Here is a 22,981-nt window from a genome sequence, read left to right as displayed (position 1 = left end):
CGAAGGCCGCCTTGGGTGCGTGAGACGCACCGAAGGCCGCCTTGGGGCGCTTTACTCGCGCTGTGGACAACCCGGGCCGCCGCGCTCGGAGGGCGCCGATTTTCGTCGGTGCCCTCCGCTAGCGTGGAAACCGGGGGCTGCTCAGCCCGCCTCAGCCCGCCGGCTTGAGCGGGTCGTGGCCGATCGACATCAGGCGGTGCCGCCAGTGCGGTTCGCCCGCCGTCGGCTCGAGGTCGTCGCGGCGCTGGGCGTGCACCCGGTCGATCACCTTCCGCATCACCTCGGCGTCGCGGGAGTCCGCGTCGCCCCGGCGCTTGCGCAGCACCGCCAGCACCTGGTGGCCGGTCGGCGGGCCCGCCTCGTCGGGCAGCGGTTCGGCCTCCGGGCCCGCGTCGCGCGTGCGCAGCCAGTCCTCCAGCTCGCGCGACGTCATGTTCACCACCCGGTGGAACTCCGTCCACAACTCGTCGTCAACTGCCGTGTTGCTCATTTTCCGGGGCTACCCGGCGCGGCCCTCGCCAAACCGGACCCGCGCGGCCGGTAGAGTTCTCCCGGACCCGTTGAAACGCCAGCGGTGGTCTCGGTTGACGCTGCTGGCGAGCTCTTTCCCATTGCTCGCCGCTTGACGCATGGGAGGGGTGGATCTTGCCGACCACTGGCGACGCCATGGCGGAGCGGGTCGACGAGCTGAACGCCGTCCTGTCCGATCTCGTCGGGGTCCTCGAATCGGTCTCGGACACGCCAGGCTTGCTGGACGCGGTGTGCGGCGAAGCCGTCCGGGTGGTGCCCGACGCGGACCTGGCGAGCATCGTGGTGGTCCGCGACGGCGTGACGCAGACCGCGGCCTTCACGGACGAGCGCGCCCGGCGCATCGACGACGTGCAGTACGCGGCGGGTGACGGTCCCGGCCTGTTCGCGGCGCTCACGGGCGAGGTGGTGCGGGTCGCCGTCGGCGACACCGGCGACCGGTGGCCCGAGTTCGTCCTCGCGGCCAAGGACCTCGGCGTGGGCAGCTACCTGGCGGTCCCGCTGCGCGTGGACGACACGCTCGTCGGGGCGATCACGCTGTTCGGCTTCGGCGCGCACGGCTACCACGAGTTCGACACGAAGGTGCTGCGGCTGTTCACGTTGTGCGTGGAGACGGTCCTGCGGCTGACCCGCCGCTACCGGGAGGCCCGCCGGCTCGCCGACGAGCTCCGCAACGCGATGGAGACGCGGGCGGTGATCGAGCAGGCCAAGGGCATGCTGATGCTCATCCACCGCGCGAGCGAGGACGCGGCGATGCAGCGCCTGATCGTCGAATCGCAGCACACGAACACGAAGCTGCGCGACGTCGCGGCCCGCTTCACGAAGAGGATGAGCTCCACCGACGGCGGCCGGACCTAGGCGTCGGCGAGGATCGGGGCCAGGCCGAACACGCCGACGAGCGCGGCGTCGTTGAACGCGGTGATCCGCGCGACCCTGGCCCCGACCACCGTCAGCACCTGCACCCCGTGCGCCACGAACCGGTCACCCTCCTTCGCGTACTCGATCAGCGCCGGCTGGCCGTTCGCCCGCGACGGCACCAGCCGCCAAGCCTCCGGCCGCAGCACGCGGCGGCTCAGGAACCCGGCCACCGCGTCCCGGCCGGTGAACCACGTCGGGATCGGCGGCATCTCCAGCTCGACGTCGGCGCGCAGCAGCGTCACCAGCGCCCCCGGGTCGGCGCGGACGAACGCGTCCACGTACCGGTCGAGCAACCGGCCCTGCCCGGCCGGCTCGGCGAGGTCCTCCTGCACCGGGCCCGCCTCGGCGAGCCGGCCGCGGGCCCGGCGCAGCGCGCTGTCGACCGCGGCGGGTGTCGTACCGAGCATCTCGGCGACCTCGGCGGTGCCGAACGCCAGCACGTCGCGCAGGGTCAGCACCGCCCGCTGCCGGGCGGGCAGCAGCTGCAGCGCGGCGACGAACGCCAGCCGCACCCCGGCGCGCCCGGCCACGACCGCCGCCGGGTCGAGGAGCGCGTCGGGGATCGGCTGCAGCCACGGCACCGACGGATCCGCGGCCGCCACCGCGACCCGGTGGTCGTCGGCCGGCGCGCCCAGCCCGGACGGGAGCGGCCGCCGGGCCCGGGTTTCCAGCGCCGTCAGGCACGCCGTCGTGGCGATCTTGTACAGCCAGCGCCGCACCGACGAGCGGCCCTCGAACCCGCCGAACGCGCGCCACGCCCGCAGGTACGTCTCCTGCACGAGGTCCTCGGCGTCGTGGATCGAGCCGAGCAGGCGGTAGCAGTGCGCGAGCAGCTCGGGCCGGAACTGCTCGGTGCGCGCGGCGAAGTCGGTCATGGCAGTCAGAGCGTACGCAGGCCGGTGCCGCTGACCTGGTATTCCGCGGCGTCGCCGTCGATGACCTCGAGGACGGCCTTGGCGACCTGCTCCGGCGTCAGGACCGATTCCATCTTCGCGACGAAGGTGTCGCGGTCGACGCCGTTGCGTGCGGCGTAGCCCTCGACGCCGGCCGTGCCGAGGCCGGTGAGCGGGGTCAGCTGCGGCAGGAGCGTGGCGAACCGGAGGCCGAGCCCGGCGCGGTCCGACTCGTCGGCGGCGTACGCGCGCAGGTACCGGATGGCGGCTTTCGCGCTGGCGTACCCACCGCTGAGCGCCGATCCGCCGATGGCCGCCCCGCTCGACATCGAGACGACGACGCTGCCCTTCCGGAGCGGCTCCCGGAGTGCGGCGCGCGTCCAGGCGAAGACGTGCCGGGTGTCGACGTGCCAGTTGCGGCTGAAGGTCTCCCAGGTCTGTTCGTGCACGGGCGCCATGTGCGGCACGGCGCCCGCGTTGAGGACGAGCAGGCCCGGCCGGTGTTCGCGCAGGACGCTTTCGGCGAGGGCGTCGTCGGTCGCGTCGGCGGCGACGGGGACGAAGCTCGCGCCGAGCTCATCACGCACGGCGTCGAGTTCCGCCGCGCTGCGGGCGATGCCGACAACGGTGCGGCCGCCGGCGACAAGGGCGGCGGCGATGGCACGCCCGAAGCCGCGGCCGGCCCCGGTGACGACGGCGGTGGACTGGGTGGACATGGGCACTCCCGAGGTGGTCGACGCGGACCGGATCGAGACCACCGGGGGAGCGGAAAACCGTCGGTGCGTGACGCGAGTCACACGGGCTTGGCCGACGGGCGGCGGTGCAGGAGGTCGAACCGCGACCACATCGCCTCCGCGGCCTCGATCGACTCGCTCGTCCGCGCCGGGTCCACCGCCGCCAGCTGGGCGACGATCGCCTGGACCAGCGCCATGCCCGCGGTCAGCGACGGGAAGAACGTCACGCCCTCCGCCGGCACCATCAGCACCTGCTCGACCGCGCCCGCCAGGGCCGGGCTGGCCGCGTCCGTCACGGCGAACACCCGCGCGCCGCGGCTCTTCGCCTCACTCGCCGCCAGGACCGTGCTCTCGTACAGGCGCCAGAAGCTGATCGCCACGAGGACGTCGTCGGAGGTCAGCTTCGCCGTCTGGTTGGCGAGTTCCGCGTCGCCCGCCGTCACCGCGTGGACGTCGTAGCCCGCGAGACGCGCGTTGTGCGCGAAGGCGATACCCACCGCCGCGTAGCTGCCGTCGGCGATCACCAGCGTCCGGCGGGCCGCCGCGATCGCGCGGGCGACCTCACGGATCACCTCTTCGTCGAACCGGCGGTTCAGCAGGGCGAGGCTGTCGAGGTCGCGGCGCAGCGACGCCGACCCCGGCGAGTCGACGCCGCGGTGCTCCTCGGCGACCTGCGGCGCGCTCAGCGACGACATGTACCGGGCCCGCAGCTCCTGCTGCAACGCCGGCCAGCCGGCGAAGCCCAGCGCCTGCGCCGTGCGCGTCACGGTCGCGACGTTGACGCCGGCGAGCTGGGCCAGCTCGGCCGTCGAGCCGAAGGACGCCCGCCTCGGCTGGGAGACGAGGACCTCCAGCACCGCGGCCGATTTCGGCCGCAGCCCGCGCTCGGGCAGCCGGTCCCGCAGCCACGCCTCGAAACCGTCGTCGGTCTCCGCCACTCGTCCCCTCCTCGGTCGCGTAAACCGTAACGCAGGGAAGTCGACTTGCAATGAACGTTGCAAAATTCGGAAAACGCAGTATACGTTGTCCGCACTCCCCGGCGCCCGGACACGGAAGGCGTTCCCCCATGACCCTGCTGGCACGACTGGATCGGCTGCCGCTCAGCCGGCCCCACTACAAGCTGCTGCTCATCGGCGGGCTCGGCTACACCTTCGACGGCATGGACTCGGCGGTCGTCGCCTTCCTGCTGCCCAGCGCCAAGGCGGCGTGGGGCCTCGACAACGGCCAGCTCGGCCTGATCGGCTCCGCGACGCCGTTCGGCTTCCTCTTCGGCGCGATCGCGGCCGGCCTGCTCGGCGACCGCATCGGCCGCAAGAAGGTCATGATGTACGCGCTGGCCTTCTACGCGGTGTTCTCCGTCATCGCGTCCTTCTCGCCCAACTACGAGGTCTTCCTCGGCGCGCGGGTGCTCGCGGGGGCGGGCGCCGGCGCCGAAAGCGCGATCATCGCGCCGTTCCTGTCCGAGTTCGTGCCGGCCAAGCGGCGCGGCTGGTTCGTCGGCGCGCTCGCCGGGTTCTTCTCCTTCGGGTTCGTCGCGGCCGCGCTGATCGGGCGGTTCGTCGTGCCGTCGTTCGACGAGGGCTGGCGGGTCGCGCAGCTGGTCACCGCGCTGCCGATAGTGATGCTGCTGTGGTGGCGCCGGTCGCTGCCCGAGTCGCCGCGGTTCCTGCTGGCGCAAGGCCGGGTCACCGAGGCCGAAAACGTCGTCGCCAAGATGGAGCGCGACGTCGAGAAGGCCACCCGCACGGCGCTCCCGCCGGTGCCGCCCGCCGACGCGGCGCCGGCCACCGAGACGCCGAAGGTCAACCTGTTCAGCGCGCTGAAGTTCCTGTGGAGCCCCGCGATGCGGCGCCGGACGGCGGTGATCTGGACCGTCTGGTTCGTGATCACGTTCTCCTACTACGGCTTCTTCTCGTGGATCCCGACGCTGCTCGTCGAACGCGGCATCACGGTCACCAAGAGCTTCGAGTTCTCGATCATCATCTACCTGGCCCAGGTGCCCGGCTACTTCTCCGCCGCGTGGCTGTCCGAGCGGCTCGACCGCAAGCACACGATCGCGCTGTACCTCGCCGGTTCGGCCGTGAGCGCGTTCTGGCTGAGCCAGACGAGCGCGCCGTGGTCGATCACGCTCGCCGGTGCGGTGCTTTCCTTCTTCCTCAACGGCACCTACGCCGGGGTGTACTCCTACACGCCCGAGGTGTTCCCGACCTGGATCCGCGCGAGCGGCACCGGCCTGTCCAGCGCGTTCGGCCGGGTCGGCAGCATCCTCGCGCCGACGATCATCGGCCTGTCCTCGGCGAGCCTCGGGTTCGCCGGCGTCTTCGGCATGACGACGGCGGTGCTGGCGGCCGGAGTGCTCTGCGTGCTCGTCTTCGGCCTGTCCACCGCGGGCCGGTCCCTGGAAGAACTGACCGAACACGGCGCCCCGAAGGCCGCCGCGAAGGAGATGACGAAGTGAGTTTGTCCACTGTGGAGGAACGGGTGCGCGACGCGATCGGCGTGCGGCTGTTCACGGTGCTCGCGTGGGTGCCCGAGCGGCACGCGTTGCGACGCGTGCACAGCAGCCACCCGGCGGAGTACCCGGTGGGCGGGGAGAAGACCGTCGAGGTGGCGGCCGGTTGGCTCGATCGCTGCATCACCGCGCAGGAGCCGTACTTCGGGCGCGATCGTGCGGCGGTGCGCGAGATCTTCGCCGACCACGAACTGATCGAAAGCCTCGGCTGCGGCTCGATCATCAACGTGCCGGTGGTCGACGGCGGCCGGACGCTCGGGGTGCTCAACATCCTCGACGCGGAAGGCCACTACGACGACGATGCGGTGGTGGTGGCGCAGTCGCTGGCGCCGCTGGCCGTGTCCGCGCTTCTGGAGGAACGATGACCGGATCACTGCTGCTGCGCAACGCCCGGCTGCTCGACCCGCTGTCCGGCGAGTACACCGAAGGTGACCTGCGTGCTGACGACGGTCGCATCGTGGAGGTCGGCCCGGGCCTCGCGCCGGCCGACGTGCCGGTGCTCGACGTGCGCGGCGCGGTCGTCATGCCCGGGCTGATCGACGCGCACGTGCACGTCACGGCGTCGACGGCGGACCTGGGGTCGCTGCCGTCGTCGTCACCGTCCTATGTGGCCGCTCAGGCGGCGCGGACGATGAGCCGGATGCTCGACCGCGGGTTCACGACGGTCCGCGACGCGTCGGGCGCCGACTACGGCCTGGCGGACGCCCAGGCGGACGGGCTGTTCCGCGGCCCGCGGCTGCTGTTCTGCGGCCGCGCGCTGAGCCAGACGGGCGGCCACGGCGACAGCCGCACCCGCGGTACGCAGGTCAAGGACGACCACCCGTGCTGCGCGGGTCTCGGCCGGGTGGCCGACGGCGTCGACGCGGTCCGCGCGGCCGCCCGCGACGAGCTGCGCAAGGGAGCGCACCACATCAAGGTGATGGCCTCGGGCGGCGTCGCGTCCCCGACCGACCGCATCGACTCGACGCAGTACTCGGCGGAGGAGCTGAGCGCGATCGTCGAAGAGGCGACGGCGGCGAACCGTTACGTGGCGGCACACGCGTACACCGCCCGTGCGGTCAACCGCGCGCTGGAGCTGGGCGTCCGCTCGATCGAGCACGGCAACCTGCTGGACGACCGGAGCGTTTCGCTGTTCCTGTCCCAGGACGCGTACCTGGTCCCCACGTTGGTGACGTATTGGGCGCTGAAGGAGGAGGGGCGCGAGCACGGGTTGCCGGAGGCCAGCTGGCGCAAGGTCGACGACGTCCTGGGCGCGGGCATGGCGGCGTTGGAGCGAGCGGCCCGAGGTGGCGTGAAGCTGGTCTACGGGACCGACCTGCTGGGTGGCATGCACCGCCACCAGAACCACGAGTTCCGCTTGCGTGGGGAAGTCCAGACACCGTTGGAGGTCATCCGTTCGGCAACGTCGACAGCGGCGGACTTGCTGAACCTTACGGGTGAAATCGGGACATTGGCCGCGGGCGCGCACGCGGACCTGCTGGTGGTGGACGGAGATCCACTGGCGGACCTCGGTGTTTTGGCGGACCCGAAGCACTTCCGCCACATCGTCCAGGCGGGCGAGGTGGTCGCCGGAACGGCGATCTGAGGCCGGCGCTGTCGGCCAATTCACGTGCGCGCCCACTGACTTTTCCGTGCCCACCCTGTAGACAGGGAAGTTCCGGGTACGTCGGGGGGTGTTCGGGTGAACGGCGTCAGCGAGGGTGGACGCGGGGCGGCGAAGGGCGCGGAGGAGCGGGACGCGGGCCGGTCGCCGGGGACGGCGCGGTTGCCGGGCGTGCCGGCCCAGCACGGTGCCGCCGACCCGGAGGCCGCCGCCACGGTTCCGGGCGCCGGGGCGTGGGGCGGGCGCGGTGCTGCCGACCCGCAGCGCGGCGCAGCGGTGGGGCCGGGCCGACCCGGCGCGGAGCCCGCCGCCGCCGTGCCGGGCAGCCCTCGCCAGCTACCCCCGCCGCCGGCGCACTTCGTCAGCCGCGCCGATGAACTCTCGAACCTCGATGCGCTGACCGGGTCCGGGCCCGGCTCCCGCGCGCAGGTGGTCGTCGTGGTCGGCCCCGGTGGGGTCGGGAAGACCGCGCTGGCCGTCACGTGGGCGTCCGGCCACGCCCACCGCTACCCCGACGGCCAGCTCTACACCGACCTGCGCGGGTTTTCCGCGGACACGGCCGTGGCGCCGGAGGAGGTACTGGGCGTCTTCCTGCGTGCGCTGGGCGTCGCGCCGGAACGGGTGCCGGCCGGGCTGGCCGAGCAGGTCGGGCTCTACCGGACGGTGACCGCCGAGCGCCGGTTGCTGGTGGTGCTGGACAACGCCGTGTCGACGGCGCAGGTGCGCTCGCTGATCCCGGCCTCGGCCGGGTGCGCGGTGGTGGTGACGAGCCGGCTGCGCCTGGACGGGCTGCTCGCCGACGGCGCCCGGTTCGTGGACGTGGCGCCGCTGCCGCGCGAAGACGCGATCGCGCTGCTCACCCGGACGGTCGGGCCGAGCCGTGCCGGCGCGGAGCCGGCGGCGGTGGCGGAGCTGGCCGAGCTGTGCGGCCGGTTCCCGATCACCCTGCGCGTCGCGGCGGCCCGGCTGGCCGCGCGGCCGCGCTGGCCGGTGTCCCGCGTGGTCGCGCAGCTGCGCGACGAGCGGTCACGGCTCGCCACGTTGTCCCGGCTGGCGGGCGCGGAGGATTCGGCGACGGCGGCGTTCGACTGGTCCTACCGCGAGCTGCCGGAGCACGCGGCGGTGCTGTACCGGCTGACGGCCGAGGTCCCGGTGCCGGAGTTCACCGCGGGGCTGGCGGCGGCGGTCACCGGCATGCGGGACCACGACGTCAGCGACGCGCTGGAAGTGCTGGTCGACGCGAGCCTGCTCGAAGAGGCCGACCTCGACCGCTACCGGTTCCACGACCTGGTCCGGCTGCACGCGCGGGCCCAGCGGGACGAGGACCGGTTCGAAGCCGTGCCGCGCGCCGCCCGGTGGTACCTGCGGGAGCTGACGCGGGCGAACCTCGTGGTGATCCCCGCGCGCTGGCGCGTGAGCCCGGTCGCCGAAGAGGTGTCGGCCGAGCCGGCGTCCTTCGCCGACGACGGCGAGGCGCTGGACTGGCTCGCCGGCGAGCTGCCGAACGTGCTGCCGCTGCTGGAGGAAGCGGTGGCCGACCGGCACGACGAGCTCGCGTGGCAGCTCTGCGAAGCGTTGTGGGAGCTGCTGCTGTACCGCAAGCACTATCCGGAGTGGCTGCGCTCGCACGAGCTGGGCATCACCGCGGCCCAGCGCTGCCACGACCGGGTGGCCGAATCGCGGCTGCGGTGCCAGCTCGGGCGGGCCCACCTGGACCTCGGGCAGCTCGAGCCGGCCGAGCGCGAGACGCGGTGGGCGGCCGAGCTGGCGCGGGAGGCGCACGACCGGCGGAACGAGTCCGCGGCCCTGGAGCAGCTGGGGATGGTGGTGCAGGGCGGCGGCGACGTGGACGCGGCGGTCGTGCTGTTCGCCGACAGCCTGCGCATCGAGGAAGAGCTGGGCATCGACCGCGGGGTGGCTGCTCGGCACCGCCGGATCGGCGAAGCGCTGCTGCAGGCCGGTCGCGAGGCGGGCGCGGCGCGGCACCTGGAGGCGGCGTCGCGGCTCTTCGAGGAGCTCGGCGACGACAAGGGCGTGGCCCGGGTGGCGCTCGGGCTCGCCCGGATCGACGCGCGATCCGGGCGGGCCGAAGCGGCGGTCCACCGGCTGCGGCGGGCGCGGGCGGTGCTGCGCCGGTCGGGTTCAGCGGTGTACGAGGCGGAGGTGCTGCTGGCATTGGCCGAAGTTGCCGAGTCCGACGACCAAGTCCGTGCGTACCTCACCGAGGCGGTCGAGCTGCTGGCCGACGTCGGCGGGGCTTCGCTGGACCGGGCCCGGGCGGCGCTCGATGCGCTGGACGGCGGCGAGGGCCGGTAGCCGTCGCCCGGCGATCAGCCAGAGGCAGGCGGCGGCCGCGGCCAGCTCACGGTCTCCGGTGCTGAGCAGGGTGGCCTCGCCGGTGCGGTCGCCGAGAAGGAGGCTGGACGCACCGATCGGGACGGCGGCCACAGTCAGCCCGGGCAGCCGGCCGAACAGCGCGGCCAGCGCCCCCCGGCCGTCGGCGTTGCGGGGGCGGGGTTCGGTGAGTACCGCGTCGGCGAGGGAGAGTCGGCCGGCGAGCCGTGGGCCGCGCAGAGTTCCTTCGTCGGTGTGGCGCGGGCGGGTCTCGCCGAGCGGAAATCGGTCGGGTGACGTGTCGGTGAGCCCGGTGCCGCGCCGGTTGTCCCCGTCGGAGTGCCATGCCTGGGGCGCGCCGGGAACGGCGCCGGCGGGCGGAATCCTGCCGGTGCCCCTTGTGCCGCGGCGGTTTTCCCCGTCGGTGTGGCGCGGGCGATCTTCGCCGGGCGCGGTGTCGGCGTGCGGAAGGTGATCCGGTGGCGGGCTGGTGACTGCTGCGCCGCGGCGGTTTTCCCGGTCGGCTCGGCATGGGCGAGCCTCGGCGAGCCAAGGCCGGCCGATCTGCGCGCCGGTCACCACCGCGGTTCGCCGGCCTTCCCAGCTGCAGTACCAGCGAGTGAGGCTCATGCGGCCACCGGCTTCGGCAGCGGCACCGGCGAAACCGGCACCGCACGAGCCGGCTCCGGCAGACCCAGCAGGCGATAACAAGTCCGGCGCAGGATCCGCCCGGCCCGCCCGGGCCGGGAAGTGAGCAGCCTCCGCACCAGCTCGGGCAGCCCGGCGGCATCGCGCGCGTCGGCCGCAGCGCGCAACTGGAGCGGCAACGGCTCGTCCGGCCGCCACCGGGGTGCGTGCCGGGCGAGGACCTCGCTCGGTGTTCCCGGCAGGAGCGGCCGGTCCCGGCTTTCGGCGAGCAGGACCGCCGCGCCCGTCGCGGCGCCGTAGCCGGTCACGGATCCGTAGTCGCCGAGGACGTGGTCGGCGGCCGCCAGCGCGGCGCGCCACCCCTCGTCCGGCGGGACGAGCGTCAAACCCATGCGCATGGCGTCGGCGAGCCAGGACCGGACCTGCCACGCGCCGTGGTGGGCCCAGATCTGCGGGTGCAGCGCGCCGACGACGTGATAACGGTCCCGGGGCAGCTGGGCCAGGACGCGGTCGAACAGGTCCGGGTGGCGGCCGAACGCCGACTGCGGCGACCAGGTGGTCGAGACCACGACGACCTCCTGCCCGTCGGTGGCGCCGAGGGCCCGCCGGTACCGGTCGCGGTACGGCAGGCTGGCGGTGAGGCGGTCCAGGGCGATGTCGCCGGCGACGACCGCAGCGGGCAGCGCCGCCGGGCAGACCTCCGCGAGGAGCTCGTGCTCACGGTCGTGGACGAGGACGATCGCGTCGGCGCGGACGCGGCCTTCGCGCATCAGCTGGTCGGGGCCGAGCCCCGTCTGCGGCCGGTGGGGCCGCGCGGTTCCCGGCGGACGCCACGGCCGGTACTGCCCGAAACCGCCGCCGTGCGGCACCAGCACGGCCGGTGCGGTCAGGTCGTCGAGGCCGCGGGTGCTGCCGGCGAGGACGAGGTCGACGTCGGCGCGGCGTGCCTGCGCCCAGGGAAGCACCGTCCCGCCGTGCGCGCGGAGGAAGTCGTGGGTGGCGGGCCAGCCGTCGCCGTCTTCGGGATCGGTGAACACGACCTGGACGCGGTGGTCGGCTTCGAACAGCGGCAGCAGGTCCAGCAACCGGGTACCGGCCACGATGTGCGGCACGAGCACGAGTACGGATTTCGTGCCGTGCCGGGTGGCGAAGTGCGCGTCGGCGGCTCCGATGGGACTGCGTACCCAGGTGTGCTCGGCCATCGCGGTCCTCCTGAAGTCGTGTCCAGTTGTTGTCACGAATGTCGTGGACCCGGTTGAGAAATGGCTTTCGGCCTGTGCTTTCGCTGCTTGACAATGGATCAACGATGACCGTCAGCGGGCTTTTCGCACCGTTCTGACGTGGTTCTTCAGTGGAATCAATGGGAAAGTGATCGTGGAGGAGCGGGCGGTGGGCGGTGTTCACCGTGGGGAAAGGGGGGGTGGCGTGGAATTGGTGTTCGGAATTCTCGGGCAAACGGCCTTGCTGCTGCACGGGAAAGTGGATGTGAAGTGGGCCCAGCCCCGGTCGAGGCAGGTGCTCGCCGCCTTGCTGACGCGGCCGAACCACCGGTTTTCCGTCGACGACGTCGTCGAGTGGGTGTGGGCCGACGACGAGAACGTGCCACGGGGAGCGCTCGCGACCCTGCACCAGAACGCCGCGCACCTGCGGCACGCCTTGCAGGCGAAGGGAGTCGACGCGCGCGTCGCGGTCGGCAAGACCGGCTGCGTGGTCGAGGTCGACCCCGGGCTCGTCGACCACGTCGCGTTCGGCCGTCTGCTGGCGCCGGCGCGGCAGCTGCGCGACCAGGGCGACCACCACCGCGCCCACGTCGAGGCGCAGGCAGCGATGCGGCTGTGGCGCGACGAGCCGCTGGCCGACCTGCGGACGCGCCGGGCCGCGGGCTGGCGCGCGCAATGGCTGCGCAGCCAATGGCTCCCGGCGAACGCGTTGCTGGTGGCCGAACTGCTGGCCGTCGGGCAGGCCGACGTCGCGCTCGGCAGGCTGATGGAGCTCGAACAGGCGCACCCGCTGGAACTGAGCCTCGCAAAACTGCGGATCCGTGCGCTGGCCGCGGCGGACCGCCCCGGCGAGGTGACCGAGTTCTACCTCGCGATGCGCCGGCAGTACCACGAAGCGGGAGAGCTGCGGGCCGCGGACGAACTACGCGCGGTGCATGAGGAGGTGCTCGCCGGCGACGGCGCTTTCCCGCGCCAGGTGGTGAAGATCCCCGCCGTCGCGGAGGAACCCGACAGCCCGCCCGTGTGGCACGTGCCACCGGACTGCGACGAGCTCGAGGGGCGGGCCGGGCTGCTCACGGAGCTGGACGCGTTCACCTCCGACTCGAGCGGCGCGCCCCGCCCGGGCGTGGTCGTGGTGACCGGCGGACCGGGCGTCGGCAAGTCCACCGCGGTGGTGCGGTGGGCGCACCGGGCGCGGCGGCGGTTCCGTCACGGCGTCGTCCTGCTCGACCTGCGCGGCGACAGCCAGGCGACGGCCGCGGACGCCGGCGAGGTCGTCGACACGTTGCTGTCGTTGCTGGACTTCCCGGTCGACCAGGTGGTGAACCCGGTGGCGCGGGCGGCGAAACTGGCGGCGCTGCTGCGGCGCCGCCCGCTGTCGGTGGTGCTCGACAACGTCCGCAGCCGCGAGCAGGTCGCCCCGCTGCTGGGCGTGCTCGCCGCGTGCACGGTGCTGGTGGTGTCGCGGTGGCGGCTGCCTTCGCTGGCCGCGACGGTGTCCCCGCCGGTGGTGACCGTGCGACCGCTGGCCGTCGCGGACGCGACGGCGATGCTGGCGCGCCGGATCGGCCGGCGCGCCCGGGACGACCGCCGCGGCGTCGCGGAGCTGGTTCGGCTGTGCCGGGGCAACCCGCTGGCGCTCACGCTGGTGGCCGACCGGGCGCTGGCGCGCACGGGCATGGTGCTGCCGACGCTGGCCGGGTTGCTGCGCGACGCCGATATGCTGCTGGACCTCGGGCACGAGGGCGACTGGCCGCAACGCAGCCTGCGTGCGGCGTTCACCGTGTCCTACCAGGCGCTGGCCGCGGACGAGCGGCGCGCGCTCGCGGTGATCGGGGTGCACCCGGGCGCGGAGATCACGGCCGAAGCCGTCGCGGCCGCGGACGGGCGGCCGCTGCGGGCGGTGCGCCGCTCCCTCGACGTGCTGGTCTCGGCGCACCTGCTCGAGCACCCCGGCGACCTCGACCGCTACCGCGTCCACGACCTCCTGCACGCCTACGCCGCTTCGGTCGCTTCGCAGCTGGAAGACGTCGCGGCGGTGCGGCGCCGGCTGTTCGAGTTCTACCTGCTGATGGCCTGGGACGCGCACTGCCTGGTGTTCCCGCACAAGCCGCCGCCGCAGCTGCCGGCTACGACCCTGGAGTGGCGGGGTGCCGGGTTCGGCGGCGCGACGGCGGCGCGGCAGTGGGTGATCCGGGAGAAGAGCCTGCTGGCCGAGGTCGTCGCCGGCGCCGCCGCGGCGGGACTACACGAGATCGCCTACCACCTCCCGGCGCTGTTCGCGGAGTTGTTCGTGGCCAAGGGGTACTTCGCCGACGCGATCAGCTGTCTCACGACCGCGGTCGGCAGCGTCGAAGCGGCGCTCGCCGTGGCCGGCGACGAGCAGGAGCGGCTGCGGCAGCTGCTGGGGTCGCACCTGAACGACCTCGGCGTCGTCCTGATGCACCGCGGGGAGGAGAAGCGGGCTGAACAGCACCTCCGGCGCGCGCTGGAGCTGGCGGAGGCGGACGGCTTCCCGCTGGGCCGGATCGCCTCGACGCTGAACCTGGCCCGGTGGCACCTGCGGTCCGGCCGCGCGGCGGAAGCGGCGGTCCTGGGCCGGCTGGCGCTGGAGATGGCCTACGAGCTGGGCGAGCCGTCGTTGCGCGCGGTCGCCGCGCACCGGCTCGCGAACGCCCTGGTGGCGGCGGGCGGGTTCGAGCAGGAGGCGGCGGAGCTGTACGTCGAGGCCCTGGCCGACCTGCGCGACACAGCAGACGTGACGACGCGGCTGGAGATCCACACCGCGTGGGCGTCCCTGCTGACCGACCAGGGCCGGCTGGCCGAAGCCGACGACCAGTGCCGGCGAGCTTCGGAGCTGACGTCCGCGAGCCTGAGCCTGCCGTCGGTGATGAAGCTGAACACGGTGCTGGCCCGGCTGCGGCACGAGCAGGGCAACGCGCGCGCGGCGTTGTGGTACGCGTACCGGGCCGTTGAACTGGCCGACCGCACCGGCCACGCCACCGGGCAGGCCAGGGCGTTGTCGGCGTTGGCGGCGATCCTGCGCGAGCGCGAGAACCGGGCGGACGCGCGGGCGCTGTGGTTGCAGGCGGCGGAGCTCTACCGGGGACGGGAGCGTGGCATGCGGGTGGCGGAGCTGAGCGAGTTGATAGCCGAGCTCGACGCGTCGGAGCCGGCCATCCCGGCCGCACGCGACGGTGAGCGTGACACGGTGGCGATGCTTCCACCGCGGTTGCAGCGAGAGCGGTAGTCCGGGAATCCCACTCGGCGTGATCGGGGTTCGCGCTGCGGCGGCGATGATCCGGGGCGTGACTGTCTACAGTGGATTCACTCGGTGTGACTTTGGTGTCCGCCGGCCAGGACACCGAAGCTGGGGTCGTGGCGTCGGTTACAGAATCTCCGATCCGCGTCATCATTCCCGGCCGCGGTCGTTCCACCAGGGCAGCGAGGGGAGCGGCCATGTGCAGGGAGCGACCGGGCACCACACTCGCGGCGGTTTACGCGCCCGCGCCGATGCCGTTGGCTGGTCGTGTACGGCGTGCCCTGCACCCGGACCAGCTGGGCGGTTGATCTCGTGAGCGAGGACCACAGAGCCGAGCCCGCACCCGTGCCCGACGACGTGGTGCGGGAGCTGGTCGAACACTACGCGGCCGGGGAGACGCTCGAGGGGCTGGTCGCGCGGTACCCGTACAGCTACCGCAAGATCCGGACGGCGTTGCTCGACGCCGGAGTCACCTTGCGGCCGCCGCGCATCCCGCTACCGCCGACCCCGCCCGGTCTGGTCGACGCTTATCGCGACGGGCGGTCGATCCGCCAGCTCGCGACGGCCTACGGCATGTCGTACAACCAGACCAGGAACCTCTTGCTGGCCGAGGGAGTGGAACTCCGGCGGCGCGGTCAGCCCTGAGGATTTCGCGCTGCCGGGCTTCGCGGGAGCTGCGAAGCCCGGCGCCATGCGGTCGCGGGTCAGTTGGCGCCACGCATGATGATCCACCACAGGGGCAGCATCATGGATTCCTCCTTTTTCGTGCGGGGACCGGCGCGGCGCTCACGTCACAGGTGGACGAGGGCAAAGATCCGACCTCATCCGCCATGGGGACTTCACGAGTGGGCCTCTTTCGGCGGTCATTCGATGGGGTGGGTTGCGCAAAGAGTACGCGCTGGATGGAAGCCAATCTTAGCGGGGTGGTCACCCGGCTGAACGACACCGTCGGGTAAATGCCACCTGAAGGTCTGACCTGCGGTGATTCGCGGTTAATCCACAGATCGCGCCGCCGGTGTCGCTCCACTGTAGAGCTTCGCGGGCAGTCGAGCCTTGATGCGGCAAGGGATTCCACTCCACCGGACCCGGGGTGGAGCAATGCGGCCACCCGTCCGGGTGGCCGCATTTTCGCGCAGTCTCAGTTCTCCGACAAAAAGCGAGAAATCTTCACTCGAAAGGGTGGTGTCACCAGTTCCGCACGGCCGGCGCGTACCCCGCCGGCTTGTCGCCGACTTTCGTGTCCGGCGAGATGATCCAGTTCTGGTACTGCGCCGTGAACATCCGGTACACCGACGCCGGTGGCACCGCGCTCGCCTCGTCGAGCACCTTGCGCAGCTCGGCCGGGATCTCGAAGTCCAACGCCGCCATGCTCGCGCCGAGCTGGTCGGCGTTGCTGGCTCCGACGATCGCCGACGCGATGCCCGGTTGCGTGGCCACCCAGTTGATCGCCACCTGGGCCATCGTCACGCCCAGCTTGCCCGCCACCTCTTCGAGGGGCTTCAGCAGCAGCTCCCAGTCGCGATCGTGCCAGGTTTGCGCGTCCGGGCCGGCGAAGCGGCCTTCCGTCGGCTTGCGGTACTTGCCCGTGAGAAAGCCGCCGGCCAGGGGGCTCCACGCCGTCACGCCGAGGCCGAGGTGCTGTCCCATCGGGACGTGCTCGGTCTCGATTTCGCGCTCCGCCAGGGAATACGGCAGCTGCAGGTTGATCATCGGGGTGAGCGAGTTCGATTCGGCGATGCTCTGGGCCCGGGCCGCGTACCAGGCCGGGACGTCGGACAGGCCCGCGTAGCGGATCTTGCCCGCTCGGACGAGGTCGTCGAGCGCGCGGACGACCTCCTCGACCGGGGTGAGCCGGTCCCATGTGTGCAGCAGGAACAGGTCGACGTGGTCGGTGCCCAGCCGGCGCAGCGACGCCTCGAGCGCGCGAATCAGGTGCTTGCGGCCGTTGCCGCCCGCGTTGGGGTCGCCGGGGTCGACGCTGTTGGTGAACTTGGTGGTCAGGACCACCCGGTCGCGCACCTTCGCTTCGGCGATGAGGCGGCCGAGGATGGTCTCGCTTTCGCCGGCGGTGTAGAAGTCCGCCGTGTCGAGGAAGTTGCCGCCCTCGTCGAGGTACTTGCGGAAGATCGGGCGGGCTTCGGCTTCGGTCTTCCCGTAGGCGGCGTGGAAGCCGCCGGTGCCGAAGTTCATGGTGCCGAGCGCGAGCCTGCTGACGCGCAGTCCGGATCGGCCGAGGAGGTAGTACTGGTCGAGTGCCATGACTCCACCGTGCCGAGCCATTTTTGGACCCGCAAGTCCAATCGCCGTGGGTGCCGGAGGGAGGCCGGCACCCACGGCGGGGATTCAGCGGCAGCGGTAGCTCGACGCCACCGCCGGGTCGCCACCCGTGTAGCGCGAGACCGACGGGTACGGGCACAGGTTCCGGGTCTTGCCGTCCGCCGAAGCGGCCGTCAGCGTCGCCGGGGCCTTGCCCTTCTCGACCCAGTCGACCAGCTGCCCGAGCGCGTTCGTCGGCTCCGGACCGCCACCGCCGAAGCAGTGCTCGACGCCCGGCGCCGAGAACAGCCGGTAGAAGTCGTTCACCCGGTGCGCGCCACCCATGGTCCGCTCGACTTCACGGCGGTAGGACAGCGTGCCGCCCGGCGGGATCAGCTGGTCGTTCGCGCCCACGAACGTGATCAGCTTGCCGCCGGCGCGGTGGAACGCCGACAGGTCCGGGTCGGACGTGCCGATGACGTCGTCGTACTCCCGCACCGACTGGCGGAACACGTCGGCGTACTGGGCGTACGTCAGCTTCGACGTGTCGAAGTCCGCCTGCTTCTCCACGAACGACTGCACCCACTTGACGGCCACCGGGAAGCCCGGCGCGACGAGCGTGCCGTCGGGGCCGGGCGTCGTGCCGGCCAGCCAGGTGAAGTCCGCGCCCTTGGGCAGTCCGGACCACAGCTTGCGGCCGCGCTCGTCGGTCGGGCCGGCCCAGATCTTGCGCATGACGTCGGCGTCCGCCGCCGTGACGGTGAACTCCTGGCCGTCGCAGACGACCTTCGTGCCGACGAGGCTGCGCGGGTCGTAGCTGCACTCGTCCGGCCGGTCGACGATGCCGTTGGTGACGCCGTCGCGCGCGTCGCACGCCTTGACCGCGGCGTTCCGGAACGCCGTCAGCACGCAGGTGCTGGGGAAGTCGTGGCTCTGGTTCATCACGACTTGCGGCCACAGCGTCGCGACGGCGAACTGCGTCCAGTCGACGGCCGGGGCGTTGGCCAGGATGCCGTCGAAGTCGTGGGCGTAGTTCTGGGCTTCGGAGTAGCCCTGGCGGCCCCCGGTCGAGCAGCCGGTCCAGTACGAGTACGTCGCCGGGCGGTGGTAGTACCGCTGCGTGACGGCCTTGCCGATCAGCGCCTCTTCGTGCACCGAACGGGTGGCGAAGTTGGTCAGGAGCGTCCGGTCGACCTTGCCGGAGGCGGGCAGCGCCCACGACGTGTCGAGCCCGTCCAGGGACACGCCGGCGTCGGTCGTCACGCCGGTGTAGCCGTCCTTGACGGCCTGGGCGAGGCCGTCGAAGTTGCCGGCGGCGTAGGCGCTGCCGCCGAGAGCCTGCAGCCGGCCGGTCCAGCCGGTGTCGGGCAGGGCCACGGCGACCTTGACGTGGTCGGTGCCGGAGTGGGTCAGCGTGACGGTGATCTGGCAGTACGCGGTCTTGTGTTCCGCCTGGACCGACTCGATCTTCGCGCCGGCGGGTGCCTCGACCGGCACCGCGGCACAGACCGGCGTCGTGGCCGACGCGCTCGGGGCGAGCGGCACCAGGCCGGTCAGCAGGAGCGGCACGGCGGCCGCCAAGAACTTGGGGATGCGTCTCATCGGTTCCTCGGATCGCTTGCGTGGACGCTGCGAAGCTAGGGGGCGGCGGGTGGGCGCCGCGCCCGTCGGGTGACGCTGTTGATGTACGTCACTCGGCCTTGAGCTGCGGAAACACCGGTTGGGTAAGGTCGGTTGCATGGCGCTGCACGGGCGGGAAGCCGAGCTGAAGGAGCTGGGCGAGCTCGTCGACGGTCCCGGGGACCGCAGCGGGGTCGTCATCCGCGGCGAAGCCGGCATCGGCAAGTCGGCGCTGGTGGCGCAGACGGCGGACGCGGCGTCGGTCGCGGGCCTGCGCGTGCTGCGGACGACCGGGGCGGAGGCCGAGCAGAACCTCGCGTACGCGGGGCTGCACCAGCTGCTGTACCCGGTCCGGGCGGGGGTGGCCGAGCTGCCGGCGCCCCAGCGGGACGCGCTGCGCACGGCTTTGGGCCTGGCGGACGGCGCTTCGCCGAGCGCGTACCTGGTGGGGCTCGCGGCGTTGACGTTGCTGGCGGAGGAGGCGGCGGCGAAGCCGTTGCTGCTGGTGGCCGAGGACGCGCACTGGCTGGACCGGGCGAGCGCGGACGTCCTGGCGTTCGTGGCGCGGCGGATCGAGAACGAGCCGATCGTCCTGGTGGCGACGGTCCGGGAGGGAGCTGACTCACCGCTGCTGGACGCGGGATTGGCCCCGATGGTCCTGGACCGGCTGGCGGCGGACGACGCGGCGGATCTGCTGGACGCGGTCGCACCGCGGCTGGCCCCGGCGGTCCGGACGAGGTTGCTGACGGAGGCGGCGGGGCATCCGCTGGCGTTGACGGAGCTGCCGTCGGCACTGGCGGACTTCGACGGGGTGGACCCGGTGCTGCCGTTGACGGAGAGGCTGGAGCGCACGTTCACGGCGCGGGTGGCGGGCCTGCCGGAAGCGACTCGCACGGCGCTGCTGGTGGCGGCGCTGAACGAGACGACGGCGCTGGCGGAGACGTTGGCGGCGACGGAAACCCTGGTCATGTCGGTCGTGGAACCGGACATCTTCGCCCCCGCCGTCGAGGCCCGGCTCGTCGAACTCTCCGCCGGGACCGTCACCTTCCGCCACCCCCTCATGCGCTCGGCCATCCCCGCCGCCGCCGCGCCGGACGAACGGCGCCGCGTGCACCTCGCCCTGGTCGAAGCCCTGCAAGACCAGCCCGACCGCCGCGCCTGGCACCAGGCCGCCGCCACCGCCGGGCCCGACGAGACCGTCGCCGCCGAACTCGAACGAACCGCCGAACGCGCCCGGTACCGCGGTGGGGCCGCCGCTGCCATCGCCGCTCTCGAACAGGCCGCGCGGCTGAGCAAGCCCGAAACGAGAACAGGTCGGCTGCTCAAAGCCGCCGAACTGGCCGTCGAGTCCGGGCGGCGCGAGACCGCCGAACGGCTCGTGCACGCCGCCAACCCCGCCGGCGCAACCCAGCGGGCCACCGCGAGCCGGCTGCTCAGCGAGTTCGAAGACGGCGTCCGTGAAGACCCCGCCCGCGTCGCCGAGCTGGCGGCCACCGCCCAGGCCGTCGCCGCCGACGGGCAGTGCGACGCCGCCCTGCGGATCCTCTGGAGCGCCGCCATGCGGTGCTTCTGGACCGAGCCGGGCCCGGCTGCCCGGCAGGCGCTGCTCGACGTCGCCGACGCGCTGCCCGTCCCGGCCGGCGACCCGCGGATCGTGGCCGTCACCGCGTACGTCGCTCCCTTCGAGCGCGGCCGGGACGTACTGGAAAAACTGAAGGAGCTGGCCGCGCGGACCGGCGCCGATCCCGAAGTCGACCGCTACCTCGGCAGCGCCGCGCTCCAGGTCGGGGCCTTCGACCTCGCCGCCCGCTTCTCCGCGGCCGCCGCGCCCGGCCTGCGCGCGCAAGGACGGCTGGGGGCGCTGCCGCGCGCGCTGGCCGTGCTCGCGTGGAGCCGCGTGCGGCTCGGGGACCTGGCCGGGGCCGTGCTCGCCGCCGCGGAGGCGGCCCGGTTCGCCCGGGAGACCGGTCAGCCGTTCATGTCCGGCCTGGCCACCGCCGTCCAAGCCGAGATCGCCGCCCTGCGCGGCGACCACAAGCAGGCGAAAACCCTGGCCGCCGAGGCCGAACGCACCGGGCTGGCCGCCGGGGCCCGGCCGGTGCTCGTCACCGTCCAGCTCACGCGCGGGCTCACCAACCTGAGCGAAGGCCGCTTCGAGGACGCCTTCGCCGACCTGCGCCGGCCACTCGACCCCGCCGACCCGACCTACCAGCTGGCCTTGCGCGCGTACTGCGTCGCCGAGTTGGCCGAGGCCGCCGTCCGAGCCGGGCGGACCGACGACCTGCGGGACGTCCTGGCCGAGCTGGAGTGCCTTGACTCGCCGTCGCCCGCGCTGCACATCGGGCTGCGGTACGCCCGCGCCGTGCTCGACCCCAGCGACGAGCGGTTCGCCGAAGCGCTCGGGGCCGACCTGAATGGCTGGCCCGCCGAACGCGGCCGCGTCCACCTGGCCTTCGGCGAGTGGCTGCGGCGGCAGCGGCGGGTCGTCGAATCGCGGACGCACCTGCGGACCGCGCGCGAGACGTTCGACGCCCTCGGCATGACGGCCTGGGCCGAGCGGGCCCGGCGCGAACTGCGCGGCGCGGGCGAGTCGAGCCCGAACCGCGGCCCGGACGCGCGCGAGAAGCTGACCCCGCACGAACTGAGCATCGCCCAGCTGGCCGCGGAGGGGCTGACGAACCGCGAGATCGGGCAGCGGCTGTACCTTTCGCACCGGACCGTCGGCACCCACCTGCACCGGATCTTCCCGAAGCTCGGCGTGAGCTCCCGCGCCGACCTCGCCGCGACGCTGAAGACCCTCGAAGGGTGACGTACACCGGCTGCGTCACCTGACGGGCGCGAAGGTCACCGAACCGGCTCTAACGTCGTGAAAGTCCCACGGTCTTTCGCACAGGAGTCAAGATGATCAGCAGGAGAAGGTTCGGGCAGGCGTTCGCGGCGGGGCTGGCGGCGACGTCCTTGGCGGCCTGCTCGTCGAACGCCGCCGCCCCCGCCGCGGCCCCGTCGACGACCCCTGACCTGCGGGCCGGCTCGGGCGAGCACACCTCGCTCGGCGAGGTCAAGCACGCCGACGCCGGGGTGCTGACCATGGCGTACTACGAGTCCGGCCCGGCGACCGGGCAGCCGGTGGTCCTGCTGCACGGGTGGCCGTACGACCCCTACAGCTACGTCGACGTCGCGCCGATCCTGGCCACGGCCGGCTACCGCGTGATCATCCCGTTCCTGCGCGGCTACGGCCCGACGACGTTCAAGTCGGCGCAGACGCTCCGCAACGGCCAGCAGGCGGCGGTCGCGCTCGACGTCGTCGCGCTGATGGACACGCTCAAGATCGACAAGGCGGTCCTCGGCGGCTACGACTGGGGCTCGCGGACGGTCGACATCATCGCCGCGCTGTTCCCGGAGCGGTGCAAGGCGGTCGTCGCGGTGAGCGGGTACATCGTCACGAACCTGGCGGCGAACCAGAAACCCCTGGCACCGCAGGCCGAACTCGGCTGGTGGTACCAGTACTACTTCGCCACCGAGCGCGGCCGCGCGGGCTACGCGGCGAACCGCCACGACTTCAACAAGCTGATCTGGAAGACGGCGTCCCCGGCGTGGCACTTCGACGACGCGACGTACGACCGCAGCGCGGCGGCGTTCGACAACCCGGACCACGTCGACATCGTGATCCACAACTACCGCTGGCGCCTGAGCCTCGCCCCGGGCGAGCCGCAGTACGACGTCTACGAGCAGAAGCTGCAGGCGGGCCCGGCCATCACGGTCCCGGCGATCACGATCGCCAGCGACTTCGACGGCGCGGCCAAGGACGGCAAGGCGTACCGCAGCAAGTACACGGGGAAGTACGAGCACCGGATCCTCGACGGCATCGGCCACAACGTCCCGCAGGAGGCGCCGAAGCCGTTCGCCCAGGCCATTGTGGACGCCGACCGGATGTAAGCGGGTCGTGAGTGAGAAACAGCGTTCCAACCCTGTTTCTCACTCACGACAACCCGCGCCGGTGCTCAGGCGACGGTGGCGTCGAGGGTGACCTCGATGTTGCCCCGGGTCGCCTTCGAGTACGGGCACACCTGGTGGGCGCCCTGCACCAGCTCGTCCGCCGTGGCCTGGTCGATGCCCGTCGCCTCCAGGTGCAGGACCGCGCTCAGCTTGAACTCGCTCGCCTCCGTGTCGTGGTGCAGCGTCACTTCCGCCACCACCGCGAGGTCGTTCAGCGGCACCTTCCTCGCACCCGCGACCCGGCGCACCGCGCCGACGAAGCACGACGCCCAGCCCGCCGCGAACAGCTGCTCCGGGTTGGTGCCGTCGCCCGCGCCGCCGAACGCCTTGGGGACGGCGAGCGACACGTCGAGCGCGCCGTCGTCGGAGGTCGCGCGGCCGCCGTTGCGGCCCTCCGCGGTGGACGTGGCGACGGCCGTGTAGGTCACTTCGGACATGTTCTTCCTTTCAGCGGGTG

17 protein-coding genes are annotated in these 22,981 nt (G+C 72.7%); 9 read left to right on the top strand and 8 right to left on the bottom strand.

The features are described from left to right. Positions 1-151 precede the first annotated feature (151 nt). Positions 152-490, bottom strand: a complete 339-nt coding sequence (locus tag ABFJ78_RS25590) for a DUF3140 domain-containing protein (protein WP_436388894.1) — start codon at positions 488-490, stop codon at positions 152-154. A gap of 176 nt (positions 491-666) precedes the next feature. Here ABFJ78_RS25590 and ABFJ78_RS25585 point away from each other — a divergent pair, with 176 nt between their 5' ends. Next, positions 667-1,386: an ANTAR domain-containing response regulator gene (locus tag ABFJ78_RS25585; RefSeq protein WP_436389022.1), complete on the top strand. Its 720-nt coding sequence runs from the start codon at positions 667-669 to the stop codon at positions 1,384-1,386. Here ABFJ78_RS25585 and ABFJ78_RS25580 read toward each other — a convergent pair. The 3 genes from ABFJ78_RS25580 to ABFJ78_RS25570 form a co-directional block, all read right to left on the bottom strand. Beyond that, positions 1,383-2,321 carry an RNA polymerase subunit sigma-70 gene (locus ABFJ78_RS25580; protein WP_436388893.1) on the bottom strand — a complete coding sequence of 313 codons (939 nt, stop codon included), beginning with the start codon at positions 2,319-2,321 and terminating at the stop codon, positions 1,383-1,385. The two genes, ABFJ78_RS25585 and ABFJ78_RS25580, sit on opposite strands and share 4 nt — an antisense overlap. A gap of 5 nt (positions 2,322-2,326) precedes the next feature. Next, positions 2,327-3,055: an SDR family oxidoreductase gene (locus ABFJ78_RS25575; RefSeq protein WP_436388892.1), complete on the bottom strand. Its 729-nt coding sequence runs from the start codon at positions 3,053-3,055 to the stop codon at positions 2,327-2,329. A gap of 77 nt (positions 3,056-3,132) precedes the next feature. Next, positions 3,133-4,011 (bottom strand): MurR/RpiR family transcriptional regulator, encoded by an 879-nt coding sequence (locus ABFJ78_RS25570; RefSeq protein WP_436388891.1) that lies wholly within the window; start codon positions 4,009-4,011, stop codon positions 3,133-3,135. A gap of 128 nt (positions 4,012-4,139) precedes the next feature. On the opposite strand from ABFJ78_RS25570, the gene ABFJ78_RS25565 reads away from it, so the two are divergent. The 4 genes from ABFJ78_RS25565 (at position 4,140) to ABFJ78_RS25550 (ending at position 9,504) form a co-directional block, all read left to right on the top strand. Beyond that, positions 4,140-5,531, top strand: a complete 1,392-nt coding sequence (locus ABFJ78_RS25565; protein ID WP_436388890.1) for an MFS transporter — start codon at positions 4,140-4,142, stop codon at positions 5,529-5,531. Beyond that, positions 5,528-5,950, top strand: coding sequence for a GAF domain-containing protein (locus ABFJ78_RS25560; RefSeq protein WP_436388888.1), 423 nt, complete (start codon positions 5,528-5,530; stop codon positions 5,948-5,950). The genes ABFJ78_RS25565 and ABFJ78_RS25560 overlap by 4 nt, the downstream gene beginning before the upstream one ends. Next, positions 5,947-7,170, top strand: coding sequence for an amidohydrolase family protein (locus tag ABFJ78_RS25555; protein ID WP_436388887.1), 1,224 nt, complete (start codon positions 5,947-5,949; stop codon positions 7,168-7,170). The genes ABFJ78_RS25560 and ABFJ78_RS25555 overlap by 4 nt, the downstream gene beginning before the upstream one ends. Before the next feature lie 96 nt (positions 7,171-7,266). Next, positions 7,267-9,504, top strand: a complete 2,238-nt coding sequence (locus ABFJ78_RS25550; RefSeq protein ID WP_436388886.1) for an NB-ARC domain-containing protein — start codon at positions 7,267-7,269, stop codon at positions 9,502-9,504. A gap of 644 nt (positions 9,505-10,148) precedes the next feature. On the opposite strand, the gene ABFJ78_RS25545 is transcribed toward ABFJ78_RS25550, so the two are convergent. Next, positions 10,149-11,372: a hypothetical protein gene (locus ABFJ78_RS25545; RefSeq protein ID WP_436388885.1), complete on the bottom strand. Its 1,224-nt coding sequence runs from the start codon at positions 11,370-11,372 to the stop codon at positions 10,149-10,151. Positions 11,373-11,595: 223 nt separating this feature from the next. Between ABFJ78_RS25545 and ABFJ78_RS25540 the strand changes: the two genes are divergently transcribed. Both ABFJ78_RS25540 and ABFJ78_RS25535 read left to right on the top strand, forming a co-directional pair. Further along, entirely contained in the window at positions 11,596-14,640 is a 3,045-nt protein-coding gene (locus tag ABFJ78_RS25540) for a BTAD domain-containing putative transcriptional regulator (protein WP_436388884.1), read from the top strand. A 324-nt stretch (positions 14,641-14,964) separates the two neighbouring features. Continuing rightward, positions 14,965-15,297, top strand: a complete 333-nt coding sequence (locus ABFJ78_RS25535; protein ID WP_436388883.1) for a helix-turn-helix domain-containing protein — start codon at positions 14,965-14,967, stop codon at positions 15,295-15,297. Between the two features lie 540 nt (positions 15,298-15,837). Here ABFJ78_RS25535 and ABFJ78_RS25530 read toward each other — a convergent pair. Continuing rightward, positions 15,838-16,911 carry an aldo/keto reductase gene (locus tag ABFJ78_RS25530; RefSeq protein ID WP_436388882.1) on the bottom strand — a complete coding sequence of 358 codons (1,074 nt, stop codon included), beginning with the start codon at positions 16,909-16,911 and terminating at the stop codon, positions 15,838-15,840. A gap of 84 nt (positions 16,912-16,995) precedes the next feature. Beyond that, complete coding sequence (locus tag ABFJ78_RS25525) at positions 16,996-18,510, bottom strand: tannase/feruloyl esterase family alpha/beta hydrolase (RefSeq protein WP_436388881.1); 1,515 nt, start codon at positions 18,508-18,510, stop codon at positions 16,996-16,998. A 136-nt stretch (positions 18,511-18,646) separates the two neighbouring features. Here ABFJ78_RS25525 and ABFJ78_RS25520 point away from each other — a divergent pair, with 136 nt between their 5' ends. After that, complete coding sequence (locus ABFJ78_RS25520) at positions 18,647-21,337, top strand: AAA family ATPase (protein WP_436388880.1); 2,691 nt, start codon at positions 18,647-18,649, stop codon at positions 21,335-21,337. Positions 21,338-21,429: 92 nt separating this feature from the next. Next, positions 21,430-22,464 carry an alpha/beta fold hydrolase gene (locus ABFJ78_RS25515; protein ID WP_436388879.1) on the top strand — a complete coding sequence of 345 codons (1,035 nt, stop codon included), beginning with the start codon at positions 21,430-21,432 and terminating at the stop codon, positions 22,462-22,464. Between the two features lie 65 nt (positions 22,465-22,529). On the opposite strand, the gene ABFJ78_RS25510 is transcribed toward ABFJ78_RS25515, so the two are convergent. Next, complete coding sequence (locus ABFJ78_RS25510; protein ID WP_436388878.1) at positions 22,530-22,961, bottom strand: organic hydroperoxide resistance protein; 432 nt, start codon at positions 22,959-22,961, stop codon at positions 22,530-22,532. Positions 22,962-22,981: the final 20 nt, after the last annotated feature.

The sequence above is a fragment of the Amycolatopsis sp. MEPSY49 genome (assembly GCF_051337345.1).
Lineage (GTDB): Bacteria > Actinomycetota > Actinomycetes > Mycobacteriales > Pseudonocardiaceae > Amycolatopsis.
Note: the sequence above shows the minus strand (reverse complement) of the source record. Positions and strands in the feature narration are given on the sequence as shown.

Coding starts and splice junctions, on each gene's coding strand:
- ABFJ78_RS25580 (WP_436388893.1), bottom strand. CDS start 2,321: ATGACCGACTTCGCCGCGCGCACCGAGCAGTTCCGGCCCGAGCTGCTC.
- ABFJ78_RS25520 (WP_436388880.1), top strand. CDS start 18,647: ATGGCGCTGCACGGGCGGGAAGCCGAGCTGAAGGAGCTGGGCGAGCTC.
- ABFJ78_RS25530 (WP_436388882.1), bottom strand. CDS start 16,911: ATGGCACTCGACCAGTACTACCTCCTCGGCCGATCCGGACTGCGCGTC.
- ABFJ78_RS25515 (WP_436388879.1), top strand. CDS start 21,430: ATGATCAGCAGGAGAAGGTTCGGGCAGGCGTTCGCGGCGGGGCTGGCG.
- ABFJ78_RS25555 (WP_436388887.1), top strand. CDS start 5,947: ATGACCGGATCACTGCTGCTGCGCAACGCCCGGCTGCTCGACCCGCTG.
- ABFJ78_RS25575 (WP_436388892.1), bottom strand. CDS start 3,055: ATGTCCACCCAGTCCACCGCCGTCGTCACCGGGGCCGGCCGCGGCTTC.
- ABFJ78_RS25510 (WP_436388878.1), bottom strand. CDS start 22,961: ATGTCCGAAGTGACCTACACGGCCGTCGCCACGTCCACCGCGGAGGGC.
- ABFJ78_RS25590 (WP_436388894.1), bottom strand. CDS start 490: ATGAGCAACACGGCAGTTGACGACGAGTTGTGGACGGAGTTCCACCGG.
- ABFJ78_RS25585 (WP_436389022.1), top strand. CDS start 667: ATGGCGGAGCGGGTCGACGAGCTGAACGCCGTCCTGTCCGATCTCGTC.
- ABFJ78_RS25545 (WP_436388885.1), bottom strand. CDS start 11,372: ATGGCCGAGCACACCTGGGTACGCAGTCCCATCGGAGCCGCCGACGCG.
- ABFJ78_RS25565 (WP_436388890.1), top strand. CDS start 4,140: ATGACCCTGCTGGCACGACTGGATCGGCTGCCGCTCAGCCGGCCCCAC.
- ABFJ78_RS25525 (WP_436388881.1), bottom strand. CDS start 18,510: ATGAGACGCATCCCCAAGTTCTTGGCGGCCGCCGTGCCGCTCCTGCTG.